Genomic DNA, 17,658 nt, shown 5'->3' with positions numbered 1-17,658 from the left:
TCTCAAGATCGTTAAAATGTCTATTGAGTCAACACACTGTCACCTATCGAACACAATTCGGCTTACTGTTATGAATTGAAAATTTGCGAAACAATATTAAAAAGCAAAAAAGCCGTTACATACCAAGTATGTAACGGCTTTTTTGTATCGAATCGACGCCATATGAAAAGCACACCATCAAAGTGTTATATCACTTATACCCATCATAAATCTAAATTCGGCACCAGGCACCTCTTTAGGCGCTGCCGAAATTTGAAAAGTGCGAAAGGTATAAAGATCTTTAATGCTAATCAGAGTAACAAAATACCAAAGTCATTAGGCGCCTACTTCATTTAAGGATTTAGTGAAAAATAACTTCCTGGAGCTATGAGTTTTGTAGCGAGTTGGGTAACTTGCTTGACAGGACGCCGAGAACCTAGCACCTAAATCACACAACATAGTTAACCATAGCCAATGGAATTTAGTTGCTGGGTGAATACGTCCTTGCAGGCTCTTTGCAATCTCCAAGGACGGCATGAATGCAGACTTTGCAGGAGCAAAAGTCTGCCCTTCAACCGACACCTGTCAATCGAGCAACCGAACCTGCTTACCTTGCATTAAAAATAGAGAAGTTATTTATGACCGAATCCTAAGTAGGATATCAATGTATCGAAAGCATATTATCCAATGCTTTTTTAGCTAGGACGGACTCTCGTTCCGGCACCGATATCCGATTAACGACATGTCCTTGGACCAGATTTTCCAGCACCCAAGCCAAATGCTGCGGATCGGTTCGGAACATCGTAGAGCACATGCATACCGTCGGCGACATAAAATGCACATTTTTGCCTTGACCTTTACATTCGTCGTGCAATCGATTGACCAGATTCAACTCAGTTGCAACCAGCCAACGTGTACCGGGCTCGGCCTCACGCACGATCTTCAAAATCGCTTCGGTCGAGCCTATGTATTCGGATTTTTGGCAGACTTCAAAACTGGCCTCGGGATGCGAAATCACATGCGTTTCGGGATGTTTTTCCAGGAACCGGTCGATATGCTCGGGCTTAAACATTTGATGAACCGAACAAAACCCTTTCCAAAGAATCATTTTTGCATTTCGTATTTGTTCCTCGGTCAGGCCCCCCATCGGCTTATCGAAATCCCAGGTTACCATTTCCTCAAGTGGAATGCCCATCCGATAACCGGTATTACGTCCTAAATGCTGATCAGGAAAAAATAACACCTTCTCGCGTCTAGCAAAACTCCATTCAAGAATTTTTTGCGCGTTCGACGATGTACAAACAATACCGCCATGCTCACCGCAAAATGCCTTTAAATCGGCTGCGGAATTAATGTATGTGACTGGCGTCACCATGCTATCCGGATCTAAAACCGACGACAATTCTTTCCAACATTTATTGACTTTGATGACATTAGCCATATCGGCCATAGAACAACCGGCCGCCAAATCGGGAAGAATTGAAATCTGGTCGGGCCGAGACAGAATATCGGCGACTTCGGCCATGAAATGCACACCGCAAAACACGATATACTCGGCTTCGGACTCTGCCGCATTACGCGACAACTTCAATGAATCCCCGCTATAGTCAGCATGTTTGAACACTTCGTCACGTTGGTAATGATGCCCAAGAATGACACAGCGCGAACCGAGCTTTTCCTTCGCGGCTACGATACGCGCATCGCATTCGTCATCATCGAGAAGCGCATAATCTTGGATTGCTAAGGCTGTCGCAGACATTTTTATCACTCAAATTTTGTTAGGGTGCACAGCGCGCACCGTTTTTAAACTTCATTCGCTCTATTCAACACATAAAACTAGCGACGCATACGAACCGACAAACATACTTCGGCTACACACTTAAGCCGGGACGGTTTAAGCTTTGTTCGCTGAGCGGAGTCGAAGCGAACTAAGCGATTGGCTCCGACTCCGCTCAGCCAGCAGCTCGATTGATCCGCTTAAACGAAAGGTTAATCTGTCCCGTTTAAAATGGGAGATCCACAATTCGAGCAACGTTAATCTTGCTTTTCGTCTTTTCCTGCCGGTTTACGCAATTTGATACCCAATTCCTTCAATTGTTCCTCGCTGACGAACGCCGGGGCATTGAACAAAGGACAAGCCGCAGTCTGTGTTTTCGGGAATGCAATCACATCGCGGATCGAATGCGCGCCGGTCATCAGCATAACTAGACGATCCAAGCCGAAAGCGATACCGCCATGAGGCGGCGCACCGTATTTCAATGCATCCAACAGGAAGCCGAATTTCTCGCGCGCTTCATCGTGGCCTATTCCGAGAATCGCGAATACGATTTGCTGCATGTCGGTCCGATTAATCCTAATCGAACCGCCTCCGACTTCGGTGCCGTTCAGCACTAAGTCGTAAGCACGCGACAAAGCATGGCCCGGATCGGCTTTCAATTCCTCAATCGAACAGCTCGGCGCCGTGAACGGATGATGAATCGCGGTATAGCGTTGAGCCTTATCGTCCCAAGCAAACATAGGGAAATCGACGACCCATACCGGTTTCCAATCGCCATCGAGCAAGCCGCGATCCAGGCCCAACTTAACCCGTAAAGCACCCATGGCTTCATTGACGACATCGGCCTTATCGGCACCGAAGAAAATCAAATCGCCGTTTTGCGCACCGGCTTTAGCCATCACCTTGGCCCAGACTTCATCAGGCGCAAATTTAACAATCGGCGATTGCAGACCTTCGACACCAGCCTCCAAATCATTAACTTTAATATATGCCAGTCCTTTCGCGCCATAAATTCCGACGAATCGAGTCAAATCGTCAATTTCCTTGCGACTCAACTCGCCACCCTCAGGCAAGCGCATCGCAACGACACGCCCATGAGGATCGTTGGCAGGCCCTGAAAACACTTTGAAATCGACTTCACGCATTTCTTCGGCAATATCGACTAATTCCAGAGGTATACGCAGATCCGGGCGATCGGAGCCGAATCGACGCATCGCCTCGCTATAACTCATAACCGGAAACGGATCGGCCAAATCAACATTGATGATATCCTTGAACAAACAGCGAATCATCTGTTCCATAATCGCCATAATTTCATGTTCGTTCATGAACGAAGTCTCGATATCGAGCTGCGTGAACTCCGGCTGTCGGTCGGCGCGCAAGTCTTCGTCTCGGAAACACCGTACCACCTGGTAATAGCGCTCCATGCCGGCAACCATCAGCAACTGTTTATAGAGTTGCGGCGATTGCGGCAAGGCAAAAAAGGCGTTTTGATGAGTGCGGCTCGGTACGATGTAATCCCTAGCACCTTCCGGCGTTGCTTTGGTCAAATAAGGCGTTTCGATTTCGAAAAACTCCTTATTATCGAGGAACTGACGCAAATTGCGCGTCACATCGCGGCGCACCTTCATTTTATGCTGCATCTCAGTGCGGCGAAGATCGATATAACGGAAACGCAGACGCATTTCCTCATTGACTTCGATTTCGCTTTCGATTGGAAACGGCGGCGTTTCGGATTCGTTCAAGACTTCGATGCTTTTACCCAGCACCTCAATCTCACCGGTTGCCATATTCGGATTATGCGTACCCTCAGGACGGTCTCGAACAATACCTTCGATACGTAAAACATATTCGCTGCGTACGCTTTCGGCTATTGAAAACGACTCCGGCGCATCGGGATCGAATACCACCTGTACCAAGCCGGCACGATCTCTCAGGTCGATAAATATAACGCCGCCATGATCCCGGCGACGATGCACCCAGCCGCATAAAGCAACCGATTGTCCTAAATGTTGGGTATTCAATTCTCCACACTTGTGGCTACGCATAACTCTTCTCGTATTAATCCAAAAAATTCGCCGATATTACTTTCTTACACCCTGTTATGCAAGCCGCCGTTATTGGGCAGAACAAGCACCGCTGGAGCATCCGCCGTCAGTTGAAGCACACGACGCAGGCGCAGAAGCCTCGCCGGCGACATTTTTCTTATTGCCGCTTTTAAAATCGGTTTCATACCAACCGCCTCCCTTTAATCTAAAACCGGCCGCGGAAATTTTTTTCATCAACTCAGGCCGACTGCAGGCAGGACAATGAACCAAAACAGGATCACTCATTTTTTGTAAAGCCTCATGCTCATGACCGCAGGCTTGACATTGATATTCGTAAATAGGCATTTTCGACTCCGTAACAAGAAATAATTGCCAAAATAAGGGCACGATTTAATTTTTCAAGCCCTTAAGGTAAAATCATCGTTTATAAAAATACGCGCATTATAATGAATAAACTCACCATTACCCAGCCCGACGATTGGCATTTGCATATCAGAAACGGCGAGATACTCAAAACCGTACTGCCGCATACCGCTAAACGCTTTGCAAGAGCCATCATCATGCCCAACTTAAAGCCTCCGGTGACGACGGTCCGACAAGCCTTGCAGTATCGCAATGAAATTTTATCGGCCCTCCCCTCGGGGTCTGACTTCACGCCGTTGATGGCGCTTTACCTGACCGGATCAACTACTATCCAAGACGTCAAACAAGCCGCCGAATGCGAACACATCTATGCGTTTAAACTATATCCGGCCGGCGCGACGACTAACTCCGATGCCGGCGTCGCCGACCCGAAGACGATTTATCCGATTTTCGAGGCAATGCAACAATTCGATATACCATTATTAATTCACGGCGAAGTCGTCGATCAGGACTGCGATATATTCGACCGGGAACGCGTGTTTATCGAGCGCACGCTCAACGATATTACTCGCCAATTTCCTAATTTACGTATCGTACTCGAACACGTCACGACAAGTGATGCGGTCGAATTCGTAAAATCGGAACCGAATACGATTTCGGCAACCATTACGCCGCAGCATTTGCTTTACAATCGCAATGCGATGTTAGTCGGCGGCATAAAACCCCATTACTATTGCCTACCGATCTTGAAACGAGAACAACACCGCCAGGCTCTGGTCGCTGCCGCAACCGGCGGCAACCCAAAATTCTTTTTGGGCACCGACAGCGCTCCACACCTAACCGGCTCAAAAGAAAATGCCTGCGGTTGCGCCGGATGTTTCAGCGCTCATGCAGCGATCGAGATGTATGCCGAAGCCTTTGATAAAGCCGGTGCTTTAGAAAAATTGGAAGGGTTTGCAAGTTTTTTCGGCGCCGATTTTTACCGATTGCCCAGAAACACTCGTTCGGTCACATTGATTAAAGAGCCTTGGCTCGTACCTGAATCTTACGGGCATGGAGAAATTAATATCACGCCGCTTAAAGCCGGCGAACCGTTAGCTTGGAAGCTGGAGACCTTCTGACTCTGACAGTTTACACCATCAAGCATTTCCCCATAGGCGCCAACTTAAAGCAAAAACGCGTCATTCCGTCAGGGATGGCAATGCGTAGCTTAACATCCATGTAACCAGGATATCGGCAATCCATGCCGATTTGACGAATAAAGCGGCAAATGCACCATAGAATAAGCACTAAGCTGACGCTTATGGAAGCATTTCCCTCGGTTAAAACCTTTTTTACAATTAGGAAAGTTTCTTCATCTCATCCATTTTGTCGTAATCAACCCCGACACTTACGATAAAACTAGTCGCTTGTTCAATATTCATTTCGGACTTTACCACTCTGGATTGATGCACAATGACCGTAAAACCTGAAGTCGGATTCGGCGACGTCGGCACAAACAACACGTACTGATCATCCTGCTTATTAGTCACATATGCTGGAACCCAAAGTCCTTCTTTAGGATATTCGATATAAACCACCTCGCGCGCTTCCTTACGCTCATGCGAAGAAAACATATTAATGACTTTCTTAGTCACCCGATAAATGCTATTCAACAGCGGAATTCTATCGATAATAAAGTCGAACGCCGCAATCGCCCAAAATTTTCCTTCCTTAACGATTTTATGCCCAATCATCGATAAGATTAAAAAACTAACCGCAAAAACCATCAACGTATACAAGTAGTTATCGGCATAACCGTATACCATCCTAAAAAGGTCGGACACCCGATCTTTTACAAAATTGACGATCTGCAAAATGATCACAATCGGAATAACCGCGAAAATTCCGATCAAAAAATTATTTAAAATTGCCTTGAATTGTTTATTCATCATGCCCCCTTTTAATTGTTATACTTCGTGCGGTCATTTTTACGGCTTTTATGACAATGCTATTTTGTAATGGCAGACCATAAGACTTTGGTGGTTCTTTGTTCGGCACTCGTAGCCTTATTCAGGCAACAAGACTACAAAGACTTCCAAATCAATACGGCGCCCGAAACCCCCAAAAATACCGCAAAAATTTTAGCGTACTTTTCGTTATCGATGTTCTTATAAAGCATTTCCTCAGTCAACAAAAATACCACCACGGCAATTTGCAGCAATGACACATTATCGGCATAAGAAATCACGTACTCATGCTTGACAAAAAATAACGTCAAAATCTGAAACACTGCGAACATGCCATAACAAACCGCAACAGTCGACCGAGTCTGATTTTTTTCATACTTTTTGCTATGCACCATCGCAGTCAATAATGAACCGCCTAAATTGGTCAAGCCATGCACGATGCCCATCGAAACCAAATAAGTTCTTTCGAAACTGACCAATTTTTGGATTATTTTATTGACGGCGCCGACTGCGTCCTTAAGCGCAACGAAAATTAAAAACACCCCAATCAATACGCCGATATTGATTCGAACGCTAGTCACGATAAATAAAAACACCACGACGAATGGAATGCTGTATTTCAGTACATTCTTGACAAAGTTGACATCGATAAAATGATGATGTTTAACCAACTGTAATAAGTTGATGGCAATAGAGATCGGCAACAAAATCTCAAGCGCATTGATAAACTGATAGCCCAATAGCAATAACAAGGGCGTACCAAACAATAAAACGCCCACGCCAAAAATCGACTGAATGACGGTCGTCGCTATAGTTGCCAGTAAAATATCCAATGGCATCGATATCTCCTTTTTATTTTTATTAATCTCGGCATTATATACCGATAATTAAGAAATGAATTCAAAAGGTTCACTGCACTAAAGCCTAAAGCCTTCATGTCATGTAGCCATTTTTGTAAATCGGATAACGAGCCCAAAAGTCAGCGATAGGATATATTTTTAGAATGGAAATCGCCGTTTTGTATTGCCTTTCTTTTAAGAGGTATATAATAAAACCCAAAAATTGAACAGCTAATTAAGGTGGTAATATGCATGTACAAACCTCAGCAGTGCGGAAGAAAATATCATACAGAGAAAGAAACACAGTGCCGAATTTAAAGCCAAAGTGGCGTTAAAAGCCTTTAAAAGGCGAACAGTGTGGAACCAATCAAAGAATTTGTCATACAACGCACCAAAGCCGGAGAGTGTACCTGCGGAATTAGAAACCCTTCAGGTCAGTGCTGTTCAGCAAATTGCATTGATAATAATTAATAATGGTGCTATTTTGAAAAAGCAATCCTTCTTCATGTATCCGTTTATAGTTTCCGATTCTGGTTAAACTTATTCAAATGTTCAGCAGACGCGTAGTATTAATGTTAATGCTCACTATGGCTATCATGCCTGTTGCGACGGCGTTTGCTAATTACTCGGAGATCGGGAATCAGGTTGCGTCCATACGGGTCTTATTGATGGTCGATCAAGCAGATCATGACGGCACTTCGATCATGCAACATGATCACTGTCACCCAAGTAAATTACACTCGCTGGGCTGTAGCTTTCATGCCTGCGTCGATTGCGCGATAACATCGTCTTATATGTTGCTGCTTTCCATGCCGCGGGTAACTATTTACATAGATTCAACAAATCTAGATCCCTTTTCCATCACCCCCCCTCCCGATACAAAGCCACCTATAGCAACCCTCTAAGCGTTTTAGATCGGCCTTTTCTTACTCGTTCGTTAAGGCCATTCCTGGCAATCACGGTTAAGTCGTTTCAGCGCGTTATAGCTAATCAGTTAAATCGTATAGATTGTCATCGCCCATTTGACGTTTTGAGAATGATCATGTCATCAGTTTTACCCATTACCCGCCATCTCCTGATGGCGATATCGTGGTTTATCTGTAGTGTCGTCTACGGTGCGGAGCAAGCCGTTTTAACTCTACAAGCCGCCACTGAATTAGCCATGCTGGACAATCCCGGCTTAGCGCAAATTAACGCTCGAGCCCAAGCAATGGCCGCTATCCCTTCGCAGGTCGGCACAATGCCTGATCCGGTGATCAGTTTTAATGCACTGAACTTACCGACCGATACCTTCGATACCCGGCAGGAGCCGATGACGCAGATGCAATTCGGCGTATCGCAGAGCATACCCTTTCCGGGCAAATTGGAATTAAACGAACAAGCCGCCGGCTTTGCGGCTGAAGCCGCCGCGCATGATGTCGTCGAAGCGCGGTGGCGATTATTGCGAGACGTCAAAAAGATCTGGTGGTCGCTGTTTTATCTGGACCGCGCACTGGAGATTGTTAAAGCCAATCGAGATTTACTCCGGCAATTCGTTGAGATCGCACAAACTAAATATCAAGTGGGCGAAGGCTTACAACAGGATGTGCTATTAGCGCAACTGGAACTATCCCGCCTGCTCGATAACGAACTTGTTCTCGTCGGCACTCGAGAACGAGCAAAAGCACAATTGAATGCATTGCTCGATAAGCCGGCGGACCAGCAAATCAATTTACCCCAAGCGGTTTCGGAAACATTACCCAACTTAATGGCAGAATCCACTTTATTCGAACAAGCGGAAAATTCCAGAGCATTGCTCTCTTCCAGACGCGAATCGGTCAATGCGGCACAAACTCGTCTGGAACTGGCCAAAAAAGACTATTTTCCGGATTTTAATGTCGGCGCCGCTTATGGCATTCGTGACAACACGTTGACCAATACCGATCGCGCGGATTTTCTCAGTATGAAATTGAGCGTGACGGTTCCGATTTTTTTGGCTAGCAAACAGGCCAAAGCGGTTGATCAACGCACCAGCGAATTGATGCAGCAAAAGTATGTCTTACAAGATGAGTGGAATCAGGTGCGTGCTGAAATTTCAACGGCTTCTAGCGATTTTCATCAAACCAAAAATCAGGTGGTTTTATTTAAAAGCGGCATCATTCCCCAGGCCCGGCAAACCGTTGCCTCCATGCTGGCCGGTTATCAGGTCAACAAGGTCGATTTTTTAAACCTGGTTCGTAGCCAAATCACCTTATTTAACTATGAGACCCAATACTGGAAAGCTTTAAGCGAAGCTAATCAGGCGCTGGCTCAACTCACTGCCGTGGTCGGCAAGGAAGAAATCTATGAATAAGTCCTTGATCATTGCAGCGCCTTTACTATTGGCTGTGGGGCTGAGCGGAGGGTATTGGTTAGCAACCCGGCATCAGAGTGAAACACAGAATGCCGCTTCATCGACAACAACGAGCAAAATACCTTTGTTTTATCGCAGTCCGATGAACCCGTCGGTCACTTCACCGGTGCCGGCTAAAGATGCAATGGGCATGGATTATGTTCCGGTCTATGCCGATGATTCAAACGGCGCAACCTCGCCGTCAGGTACCGTCAAAATCGATCCAGTGACCGAACAAAATATCGGTGTCCGCACAGCCGTAGCTACGCAGGAAACGCTGTCGCATATCATTCGTGCGGTCGGCCGGGTTGCTTATGACGAGGAAAAATTGGTGCGCCTGCACCCAAAAACGGAGGGCTGGATCGAAACCCTCAGGGTCGACAAAACCGGCGAATGGGTCAAAAAAGATGATGACTTGCTCAGTATTTATTCGCCGCAATTGGTGGTGAGTCAACAGGAATACATTCTGGCGCTGAACAATCTCAAGGCCTTGGAAAATAGTCCTATCGAGGATATTCGCCGTGGTGCCGAGGAGTTACTGAACAGTTCGCGTGAACGGCTGAAACTGCTGGATGTGCCGCCCCATCAACTGCACGATCTGACCCGCACTCATCAAATTAAAAAAAGTCTGCATATTCATACGCCGGCGGCAGGCATCGTCATGAATATCGGCGCGCGAGAAGGCCAATATGTCACGCCGGCTACCGAGCTTTACATGATCGCCGATCTGTCCACGGTCTGGGTCTATGCCGACATTTATGAATATGAATTACCCTGGGTCAAAGTGGGCGACCCGGTTGAAATGCAGTTGGCAGGCGTCCCCGGTCGCACTTTCAAGGGCCATCTGGCTTATATTTATCCTTATGCCGAGCCTAAAACGCGATCCATCAAAGTCCGGCTCGCGTTCGACAACTCGGAGCTGTTGCTGAAACCGGACATGTATGCCCAAGTCGCCATTATGGCCAGCAGACAGTTGAAAGCTGTGACCCTGCCCAGCGAAGCGATCGTCCGTTCCGGCACCCGGGAACAAGTCTTCGTAATGCGCGCTCCGGGCAAGTTCGAACCGCGCCCGGTGACGGTGGGGCTGACCTCGAATGGCAGAGTAGCTGTTTTAGAAGGCGTTAAAGCCGGTGAAGAAGTGGTTACCTCGGCGCAATTTCTAATAGATTCGGAATCCAAACTGCGTGAAGCCACCGCCAAAATGTTCGCCCCTGATCAACCTGCCGGACGGATGAATACGAGTTCTATGCCGAACCGGCAGGAATCAAACAACGCAGATCATCGCACCGAAGGCAAGGTAACTCCGGTACAACAAGGAGACCATCGACATGATTAATGCATTAATTCATAGCTCGATCAAAGATCGATTCATCGTACTATTGGCTGCTATTATCCTTGGATTGGCCGGGCTATGGTCTTTTAAAAATATACCTTTGGACGCGATACCGGATTTATCCGATGTGCAAGTGATCGTCTTCACGGAATACCCAGGGCAAGCGCCGCAGGTCGTCGAAGACCAAGTTACTTATCCTTTGACGACGGCCATGCTGGCAGTCCCAAAGACCAAAGTGGTTCGCGGTTATTCCTTCTTCGGTTTTTCTTTCGTGTACATCATTTTCGAAGACGGCACCGATATGTACTGGGCTCGTTCGCGGGTGCTGGAATATCTTAACTATGTCAGTGGCCGTTTGCCGAAAAGTGTCAATCCATCCTTAGGACCGGACGCCACTGGCGTCGGCTGGGTATATGAATATGCGTTGGTTGATAAAACCGGCAAACACGACTTGTCCCAACTGCGTTCGATCCAAGACTGGTATATGCGTTATCCATTGCAAACCGTACCCGGTGTATCCGAAGTGGCTTCGGTCGGCGGTTACGTCAAACAATACCAGATCGAAGTCGACCCTAATGCTTTGCTCGCTTACGGCATCCCGCTAGCAAAAGTCAAACAGGCCATTCAGCGCTCCAATAACGACGTCGGCGGCCGATTGATCGAGATGGCCGAAACCGAATACATGGTGCGCGGTCTGGGTTATATCCAAAGCATCGATGACATCAACGGCATACCGCTGGGGGTCGATGCCAACGGCACGCCTATTCGAATACAGGACGTCGCCCATGTCCATGTCGGCCCCGAACTGCGCCGGGGCTTGGTGGAGCTGAATGGCGAAGGCGAGACGGCGGGCGGCGTCGTGATCATGCGCTTCGGTGAGAACGCCAAGGCCACCATCGACGGTGTCAGGGCCAAGCTTGAGGAACTGAAAAAAGGACTGCCGGAAGGCATCGAAATCGTGCCGGTCTACGACCGAGGCGATCTCATCGAACGTGCGGTTGCGACCTTATACGAGGCGTTGACCCTAGAACTGATCATCGTCTGCGTGTTGGTCGGCTTGTTTCTGCTGCATCTGCGTTCGTCGCTGGTGATCGTGATCACGTTGCCGCTGGGTGTTTTGATCGCCTTCATCGTAATGAAATTACAGGGGCTCAATGCCAACATCATGTCGTTGGGCGGTATCGCCATTGCGATCGGCGACATGGTTGACGGCGGCATCGTGATGGTCGAAAACGCGCACAAGCATTTGGCCGATGCGGCCGAAAAAAAACGGGCCGAGCTGACCCGGCAAGAGCGCTGGCAGGCCATCGAGGCCGCCTCGAAAGAAGTGGGGCCGACGCTGTTTTTTTCGCTATTGGTGATCACCGCCTCCTTCCTGCCCATTTTTACCATGCAGGCGCAGGAAGGCCGCCTGTTCAGTCCGCTCGCCTTTACCAAATCCTATGCGATGGCGGCCGCGGCGCTATTGACAGTCACCGTCGTGCCGGTCTTGATGGGCTATTTTATCCGCGGCAAAATCATTCCGGAACACAAAAATCCGGTCAACCGCTTCCTGCATTTCCTACACTCCCCTGTTTTGAAAGCAGCCATGCGCTGGCGCTTTGTGACCTTGCTGATCGCTGTCATCTTGCTGGCATCGACGGCCTATCCGCTGGCGAAAACCGGCAGCGAGTTTATGCCGCCACTGGATGAAGGCGATATCCTCTATATGCCAAGCACATTTCCCGGCATCTCGATCACCAAGGCGAAGGAACTGCTGCAGCAAACCGACAAAATCTTGAAAACCTTCCCGGAAGTCCAGCATGTCTTCGGTAAAGTCGGTCGGGCCGATACCGCCACCGATCCGGCACCCTTGTCGATGGTTGAAACCACGGTTCGGCTCAAGCCCAAAAATCAGTGGCCAAACCCGGATAAAACCACTCGGCAATTGATGGCCGAAATGGACCGGGCGATTCGCTTCCCCGGTGTCACCAATGCCTGGACCATGCCGATCAAAACCCGAATCGACATGCTGTCTACCGGTATCAAAACACCGGTCGGCATTAAAGTGTCCGGACCGGATTTGAATGAATTACAACGTTTATCCAAGGAAATTGAGCAGGCAATGAAAACCCTACCGGATACACTGTCGGCCTTCGGCGACCGAGCCGTGGGCGGGTATTACCTTGACTTCGACATCGACCGGAACGCCGCCGCACGCTACGGTTTGACGGTCGGCGACGTGCAAGACATCATCCAAAGTGCAATCGGCGGTATGAATGTGACCGAAACGGTGGAAGGCTTGGAGCGTTATCCGGTCAACCTTCGTTACCCGCGCGAACTCAGGGACAACCTGGAAAGCCTGAAACGGGTTCTGATTCCGGCCCCAACCGGCGCCCAAATCCCGCTGACCTTGGTGGCCGATTTAGAGCTTAGACGCGGACCGCCCTCGATCAAAAGCGAGAATGCCCGCCTTAATGCTTGGATTTATGTCGATATCAAAACCTCGGATATCGGTGGCTTTGTAGATCAAGCCAAGAGAACACTGGAACAACGGGTCGAGATACCCAAAGGGTATACCGTGAGCTGGTCGGGGCAGTTCGAATATATGGAACGTGCGGCCCAGCGGTTGCGCATCGTCGTGCCTTTGACCTTATTGTTGATCTTCTTGCTGTTGTATTTTTCTTTCCGAAACTTTGTCGAGCCAATGATCGTCATGTTGACGATTCCCTTCGGCCTGATCGGCGGCATTTGGACCATTTACTGGTACGATTTCAATCTATCGGTGGCGGTCTATGTCGGCTTTATCGCGCTGGCCGGCACGGCCGCCGAGACCGGCGCGATGGTATTGAATTTCATCGACATCGAAATCGCTAAACTGCGCGCGCAAAAAAAACAATCGCCCTTAACGGGGACGGAAATCAGGGAAGCCGTCGAAACGGCCACAGCCCTTCGCGTACGTCCGGTTGCGATCACGGCCTTCACGACCATGCTGGGTTTGGTCCCGATTATGTGGGCTACCGGCACCGGCGCCGATGTGACGCAACGCATCGCGGCCCCAGTGTTGGGCGGCATGCTGACCGTGTTGATGTTGAGTCTGTTGGTGTTTCCGGTGATCTACAGTCTGGTGCTGCAGGGCATGGAGCGGCGAAGAGAGAAAGTCTTGGACGATCCGATTCAATCAACCACGATTAAAGGAGAATGACCGATGCATTGAAATCATGAAACACGCTACATTACATTAAAATCGACATTTAATCGGAGAATAATCATGTTAAACGATAAAATCAGCCGGGTTGTTATTGGGGGTAGTCTGGTATTGATCTTGGCTCTCGCCGGGTGCGTGGCGGATCGTCCTCATCGCGCTATGGCGGAGGAGATGATTCAGACCGCCGAGACTCGGGAAGATCATGAAGCGATTGCCGCTCATTACGACCAGGAAGCCGAAGAGGCTTTGAACAAAGCGGAGCTCATGCGGCGACATCTGGCAAGATACAACAGCCGCGCGGGCGGACCGATCGCACGCAGTAGGGACGCTTTCATCCGGCACTGCGAGTCGCTGATAGGAAAATACAATTCGATTGCACAAGAAAACAAGGAATTGGCCGAGATGCATCGGGCCTTGGCTGCCGAAATACGGTGATCGATCAGTGCTTCACTAAACTTAGGAAAATCATTTGATCTGCGACAAAAGAGCGGTTGAATCCGTTATGCAGGCGCCGACAGAAAAGCCGGCGCCTGCAATTAGCGTTCGTTTAGGAACTCGATCAGCGTCAAACTTAAAATTCAGTACCGGCACTACAGCGTCGTCAGCTACTCCGCGGTTGACCTTAGCTGTTTGAAAAAGACGGTAATTCTGCGATAGCGTTATTGAACCTTTTCAGCTTCGGCATGCGTGCCGCTTATGGTCATCTAATCCTGATACGACTCACCGCCATTGTTTTCGCGCATCTCGTCAACCGGATTTTCGTCATATAATTGTTCAATATATTCGTTATATTTCCGGTGGCGTTCGTGAACAGAAGTGAGATAAATGAAATAAAACGGAATGAAAAGGAATAAATGAAACGAAAAAATGAACATTTATTTCATTATTTGCAAATAGGATATTTAGGTGCTTTCTGTATCCTGATAAACCGCCCGCAACGGCTCGGGCAATTACACTGCGGGAAAGGTCTTGGTACGGATTTCACCCAAGTGCCACTTCCAACGGGAGAGGGGTTGCGTGTCGTCGTCGGCGAAGACGTCAGGCCATAGCTCGTCCAAAATGACCGCCTCGATCAGTATCTCGTCGAGATCGGACAATTTGGAAACAAGCCTACCGCCCGCGAGTTGCCTTGCTTCGTGCACGCCGAAGCTGCTGCCGTCTTGCAAGTCGAACAAGACGATTTCTTTGTAATGCGTTATGAAACAGAGCCTTGACCGGCCATAAATACTCCCCAAAAACATCCGCGTTTTCATTGACCCGCAATCGGAACTCGGTAACATAGTGGTTCGACTGCACATCTCAGCGGCGGCGCCTACCATGCTTTCGATTTCGCCAAATACGGCACCCGTTACTTAGGTGCGGCTGCGTACCGCTTTAACCGACGCTTCCGACTCGATACCATTACTACGCGCCTTATCATGGCTGCGGCTACGAATGGAACCCGTTCGAATTTGGCTTCGGCAAGCTGAAGCATCTTGCTAATCAGAATAATTAATGCAGGTTCTTCAAAAGAAGCGTTGAATACCGAGTGCATTCAAAATACAATTGCGGCATGGCCATTTTTCGCAACTTAACATTGCAACGCTTACTTTGCTTGATGTTTCTAGTTACGGCGTTGCTGTCGCATACCCAGATACTGTTTGCCTGTGAAAAGATGCATGGCAAACCAAAGCTGGTTTGCTGCTGCGATGAAGCCATGTCCGAAGCTTGTCCGATGATTGACGCTTGCGCCATGCAGGAAAACTTGAATCAAGATCAATGCTGTGAAGTGACTCAGGACTCATTGACCGAAGTCGTCATGACGCACGGTTCAAGTACGGCAGAACTCCTGACCTTATTGTTGGATAGCCCGCAACCGCCTCCGACGATTGGCTTTCAGGAATTTTTCGACTTTCTAACGCCCAAACTCTTATCTGCAGCGCCCCCGTTTGAACCGTTTCTGTTGGTCGGCAACCGGCAAATCTTTCTGCGCACCCTGCGTCTTCGGCTATAGGCCAATCTCTAGCGATAAAACCCTTGCACCGGTGATACGGGTGCATAGCCATAACAAGCCTTCTGTAACAAAACGTTCCTGACTCCATTACCGGTGCGGGACGTGGACAGAGAATGCGCTTGCTTACAGTTGTAATGATTTTTCGCTTAGAGACACTCTATGAAATCATACCTTTATTCCTTTCGAGGACTGGTGTTGGCCACCGGCTTTTTTCGAGCTGCAATCAGCTTAGCCGAAGAGACGCCCGTCGAACTCCCATCGAATAGACCATCAGCTTTCGACAACTTTACTCCGCAAGTCAACAAGGCTCGGAAAACCCTGTCGTCCGGACAGTTAGTGTCTGACATTCTAGCCGCGAATCCGCAAATGGAAGTGGTACAGGCAATATGGCAAGCCACGGCCAGTCGGGCTGAGCAAGTATCCGCTTTGGACGATCCGATGCTATCGCACAGTTTTGCTCCGATGACGATAGCCAATCAGCAAAGCGGTTTTTCACAGAATACCGTCATTTCGCAAAAATTGCCCTGGCCGGGAAAGAGACGGTTACGGGGCGAGGCGGCCAGTTTCGACGCCGAGGCGGCCAATGAAAACATAGCGGCCTTGCGTTTGCTGCTCACGGCCACCGCGAAGACCTTATTCGCGGATTGGTATTACATTCATCAAGCCCTCGAAGTTAACGAGATCAACCGGCGCTTGTTGACCGAATTTCACGGCATCGCCCTCGATCGTTACGCGACGGGCCTGGCCAGTAAGCAAGATGTTTTGCGAGCCGAAGTTGAAATAGCGCTACTCGATCATCAAAAAATCTCGCTAGAGCGGGAAAAGCGCACCCTGTTGGCCCGTCTCAACACATTGCTGTACCGTCTGCCGGAGTCGCCGCTGCCGGCGCCGTCCGAATTGAGCCCCGAGTTATTGCTTCCCAAACCGGCCGCATTACAAGAGATTGCCTTGCAATCGCGCCCCGAGTTGCGGGAATTGGCGGCGCGTATAAATGCGTCCAAATCCCGAAGCGATCTGGCGGAAAAAGACTTTTATCCCGATTTCAAAGTTTCAGCGGGTTACAACAACTTTTGGCGGCTAGAAGAGCAGCGTTTCATTGTCGGCATCGAGATGAATCTACCGCTGGACCAAGACAAACGCCGTGCCGCCGAAGACGAAGCGTATGCCCGTATCAAGCAAGCCGAATGGCAACATTTCGACCGGATAGCCAAAATCAGGGAAGACGTGCAGGTTGCCTATGAATTGACCCTCGAAAGCCTGCACGTCTATCGGTTGCATCAAGAAAAATTATTACCGCTGGCGGACGAAACTCTCAAAGCGGCATTGGCCGACTACCGCAGCGGTGGCGGCGATTTTCTGACCGTGATCAGCAGCGAGCATAACCTGATGCAAACCCAATTACAAACTAAACGGGTCTTGGCGGACATGCACCGCCACTTGGCCGAATTGGAACACGCGGTTGGCAGCGCTTTGCCACTTTCGGGCATGCAAGCAACGCAGGATGCGGCATTATGAATACAAAACATAAATTAGGTTATTTGTCGGGGAGTGCGATTTTACTCGCGCTGCTCGGGAGCCTCGTGTTTGTTTACAATCGTCCAGCCGATGAAAGTATGGCAAAGCCCGAGGATACCCTCAGCCATTGGGCCGGGCCTTTTGCCATAGACGTCACGCTTGAGCCTGCAAAACCCAAAGTCGGCAATAACACGATCAGTTTATTGATTCGAGACAAAGACGGACAACCTGTTTCCGATGCCCGTATCGAGGCCGTGTCGGAGATGCCGGCAATGGGCTCCATGCCGGCCATGCCGGTGCCGAT

Annotated in this window: 14 protein-coding genes and 1 pseudogene; 9 read left to right on the top strand and 6 right to left on the bottom strand. The window is 48.9% G+C overall.

Annotated features, from left to right (window positions below):
- Positions 1–640: 640 nt before the first annotated feature.
- The 3 genes from nadA to ACRJJO_RS01550 form a co-directional block, all read right to left on the bottom strand.
- On the bottom strand, positions 641–1,738 hold the full coding sequence (gene nadA / locus ACRJJO_RS01560) for a quinolinate synthase NadA (protein ID WP_431064230.1): 1,098 nt from the start codon (positions 1,736–1,738) through the stop codon (positions 641–643).
- A gap of 275 nt (positions 1,739–2,013) precedes the next feature.
- On the bottom strand, positions 2,014–3,804 hold the full coding sequence (gene aspS, locus ACRJJO_RS01555) for an aspartate--tRNA ligase (RefSeq protein ID WP_431064229.1): 1,791 nt from the start codon (positions 3,802–3,804) through the stop codon (positions 2,014–2,016).
- 69 nt (positions 3,805–3,873) lie between these two features.
- Complete coding sequence (locus tag ACRJJO_RS01550) at positions 3,874–4,149, bottom strand: FmdB family zinc ribbon protein (RefSeq protein ID WP_125219593.1); 276 nt, start codon at positions 4,147–4,149, stop codon at positions 3,874–3,876.
- A gap of 101 nt (positions 4,150–4,250) precedes the next feature.
- Between ACRJJO_RS01550 and pyrC the strand changes: the two genes are divergently transcribed.
- Positions 4,251–5,288 (top strand): dihydroorotase, encoded by a 1,038-nt coding sequence (gene pyrC / locus ACRJJO_RS01545; RefSeq protein ID WP_431064228.1) that lies wholly within the window; start codon positions 4,251–4,253, stop codon positions 5,286–5,288.
- A 219-nt stretch (positions 5,289–5,507) separates the two neighbouring features.
- Here the strand turns inward: pyrC and ACRJJO_RS01540 are convergent, their stop codons facing one another.
- Positions 5,508–6,098 (bottom strand): DUF502 domain-containing protein, encoded by a 591-nt coding sequence (locus tag ACRJJO_RS01540; protein ID WP_125220822.1) that lies wholly within the window; start codon positions 6,096–6,098, stop codon positions 5,508–5,510.
- Positions 6,099–6,232: 134 nt separating this feature from the next.
- A complete protein-coding gene (locus ACRJJO_RS01535) occupies positions 6,233–6,955 on the bottom strand; it encodes a hypothetical protein (protein WP_431064227.1) in 723 nt (240 codons plus the stop codon).
- Between the two features lie 1,042 nt (positions 6,956–7,997).
- Here ACRJJO_RS01535 and ACRJJO_RS01530 point away from each other — a divergent pair.
- The 4 genes from ACRJJO_RS01530 to ACRJJO_RS01515 all read left to right on the top strand — a co-directional run bounded on the left by ACRJJO_RS01530 (position 7,998) and on the right by ACRJJO_RS01515 (position 14,281).
- Positions 7,998–9,287, top strand: coding sequence for a TolC family protein (locus ACRJJO_RS01530; RefSeq protein WP_431064226.1), 1,290 nt, complete (start codon positions 7,998–8,000; stop codon positions 9,285–9,287).
- Positions 9,280–10,662, top strand: a complete 1,383-nt coding sequence (locus tag ACRJJO_RS01525; protein WP_431064225.1) for an efflux RND transporter periplasmic adaptor subunit — start codon at positions 9,280–9,282, stop codon at positions 10,660–10,662. The genes ACRJJO_RS01530 and ACRJJO_RS01525 overlap by 8 nt, the downstream gene beginning before the upstream one ends.
- Positions 10,655–13,843: an efflux RND transporter permease subunit gene (locus ACRJJO_RS01520; protein ID WP_431064224.1), complete on the top strand. Its 3,189-nt coding sequence runs from the start codon at positions 10,655–10,657 to the stop codon at positions 13,841–13,843. Before ACRJJO_RS01525 ends, ACRJJO_RS01520 begins: the two co-directional genes overlap by 8 nt.
- A gap of 66 nt (positions 13,844–13,909) precedes the next feature.
- Positions 13,910–14,281 (top strand): hypothetical protein, encoded by a 372-nt coding sequence (locus ACRJJO_RS01515; protein ID WP_431064223.1) that lies wholly within the window; start codon positions 13,910–13,912, stop codon positions 14,279–14,281.
- A 515-nt stretch (positions 14,282–14,796) separates the two neighbouring features.
- Here the strand turns inward: ACRJJO_RS01515 and ACRJJO_RS01510 are convergent.
- Complete coding sequence (locus tag ACRJJO_RS01510; RefSeq protein ID WP_125219588.1) at positions 14,797–15,099, bottom strand: hypothetical protein; 303 nt, start codon at positions 15,097–15,099, stop codon at positions 14,797–14,799.
- A gap of 54 nt (positions 15,100–15,153) precedes the next feature.
- Here ACRJJO_RS01510 and ACRJJO_RS01505 point away from each other — a divergent pair.
- The 4 genes and pseudogenes from ACRJJO_RS01505 to ACRJJO_RS01490 all read left to right on the top strand — a co-directional run.
- Positions 15,154–15,328: pseudogene (locus ACRJJO_RS01505) on the top strand (IS1595 family transposase); the annotation flags it as partial.
- A gap of 70 nt (positions 15,329–15,398) precedes the next feature.
- Positions 15,399–15,839 (top strand): hypothetical protein, encoded by a 441-nt coding sequence (locus ACRJJO_RS01500; protein WP_125219587.1) that lies wholly within the window; start codon positions 15,399–15,401, stop codon positions 15,837–15,839.
- A gap of 159 nt (positions 15,840–15,998) precedes the next feature.
- Complete coding sequence (locus ACRJJO_RS01495) at positions 15,999–17,354, top strand: TolC family protein (RefSeq protein ID WP_431064222.1); 1,356 nt, start codon at positions 15,999–16,001, stop codon at positions 17,352–17,354.
- Positions 17,351–17,658 (top strand): FixH family protein (locus ACRJJO_RS01490; RefSeq protein ID WP_431064221.1); only part of this gene is annotated, 308 nt, incomplete at its 3' end. The genes ACRJJO_RS01495 and ACRJJO_RS01490, both read left to right, overlap by 4 nt.

It is taken from the genome of Methylotuvimicrobium sp., assembly GCF_050611805.1.
GTDB lineage: Bacteria > Pseudomonadota > Gammaproteobacteria > Methylococcales > Methylomonadaceae > Methylotuvimicrobium.
This window is presented reverse-complemented; position numbering and strand designations above follow the sequence as displayed.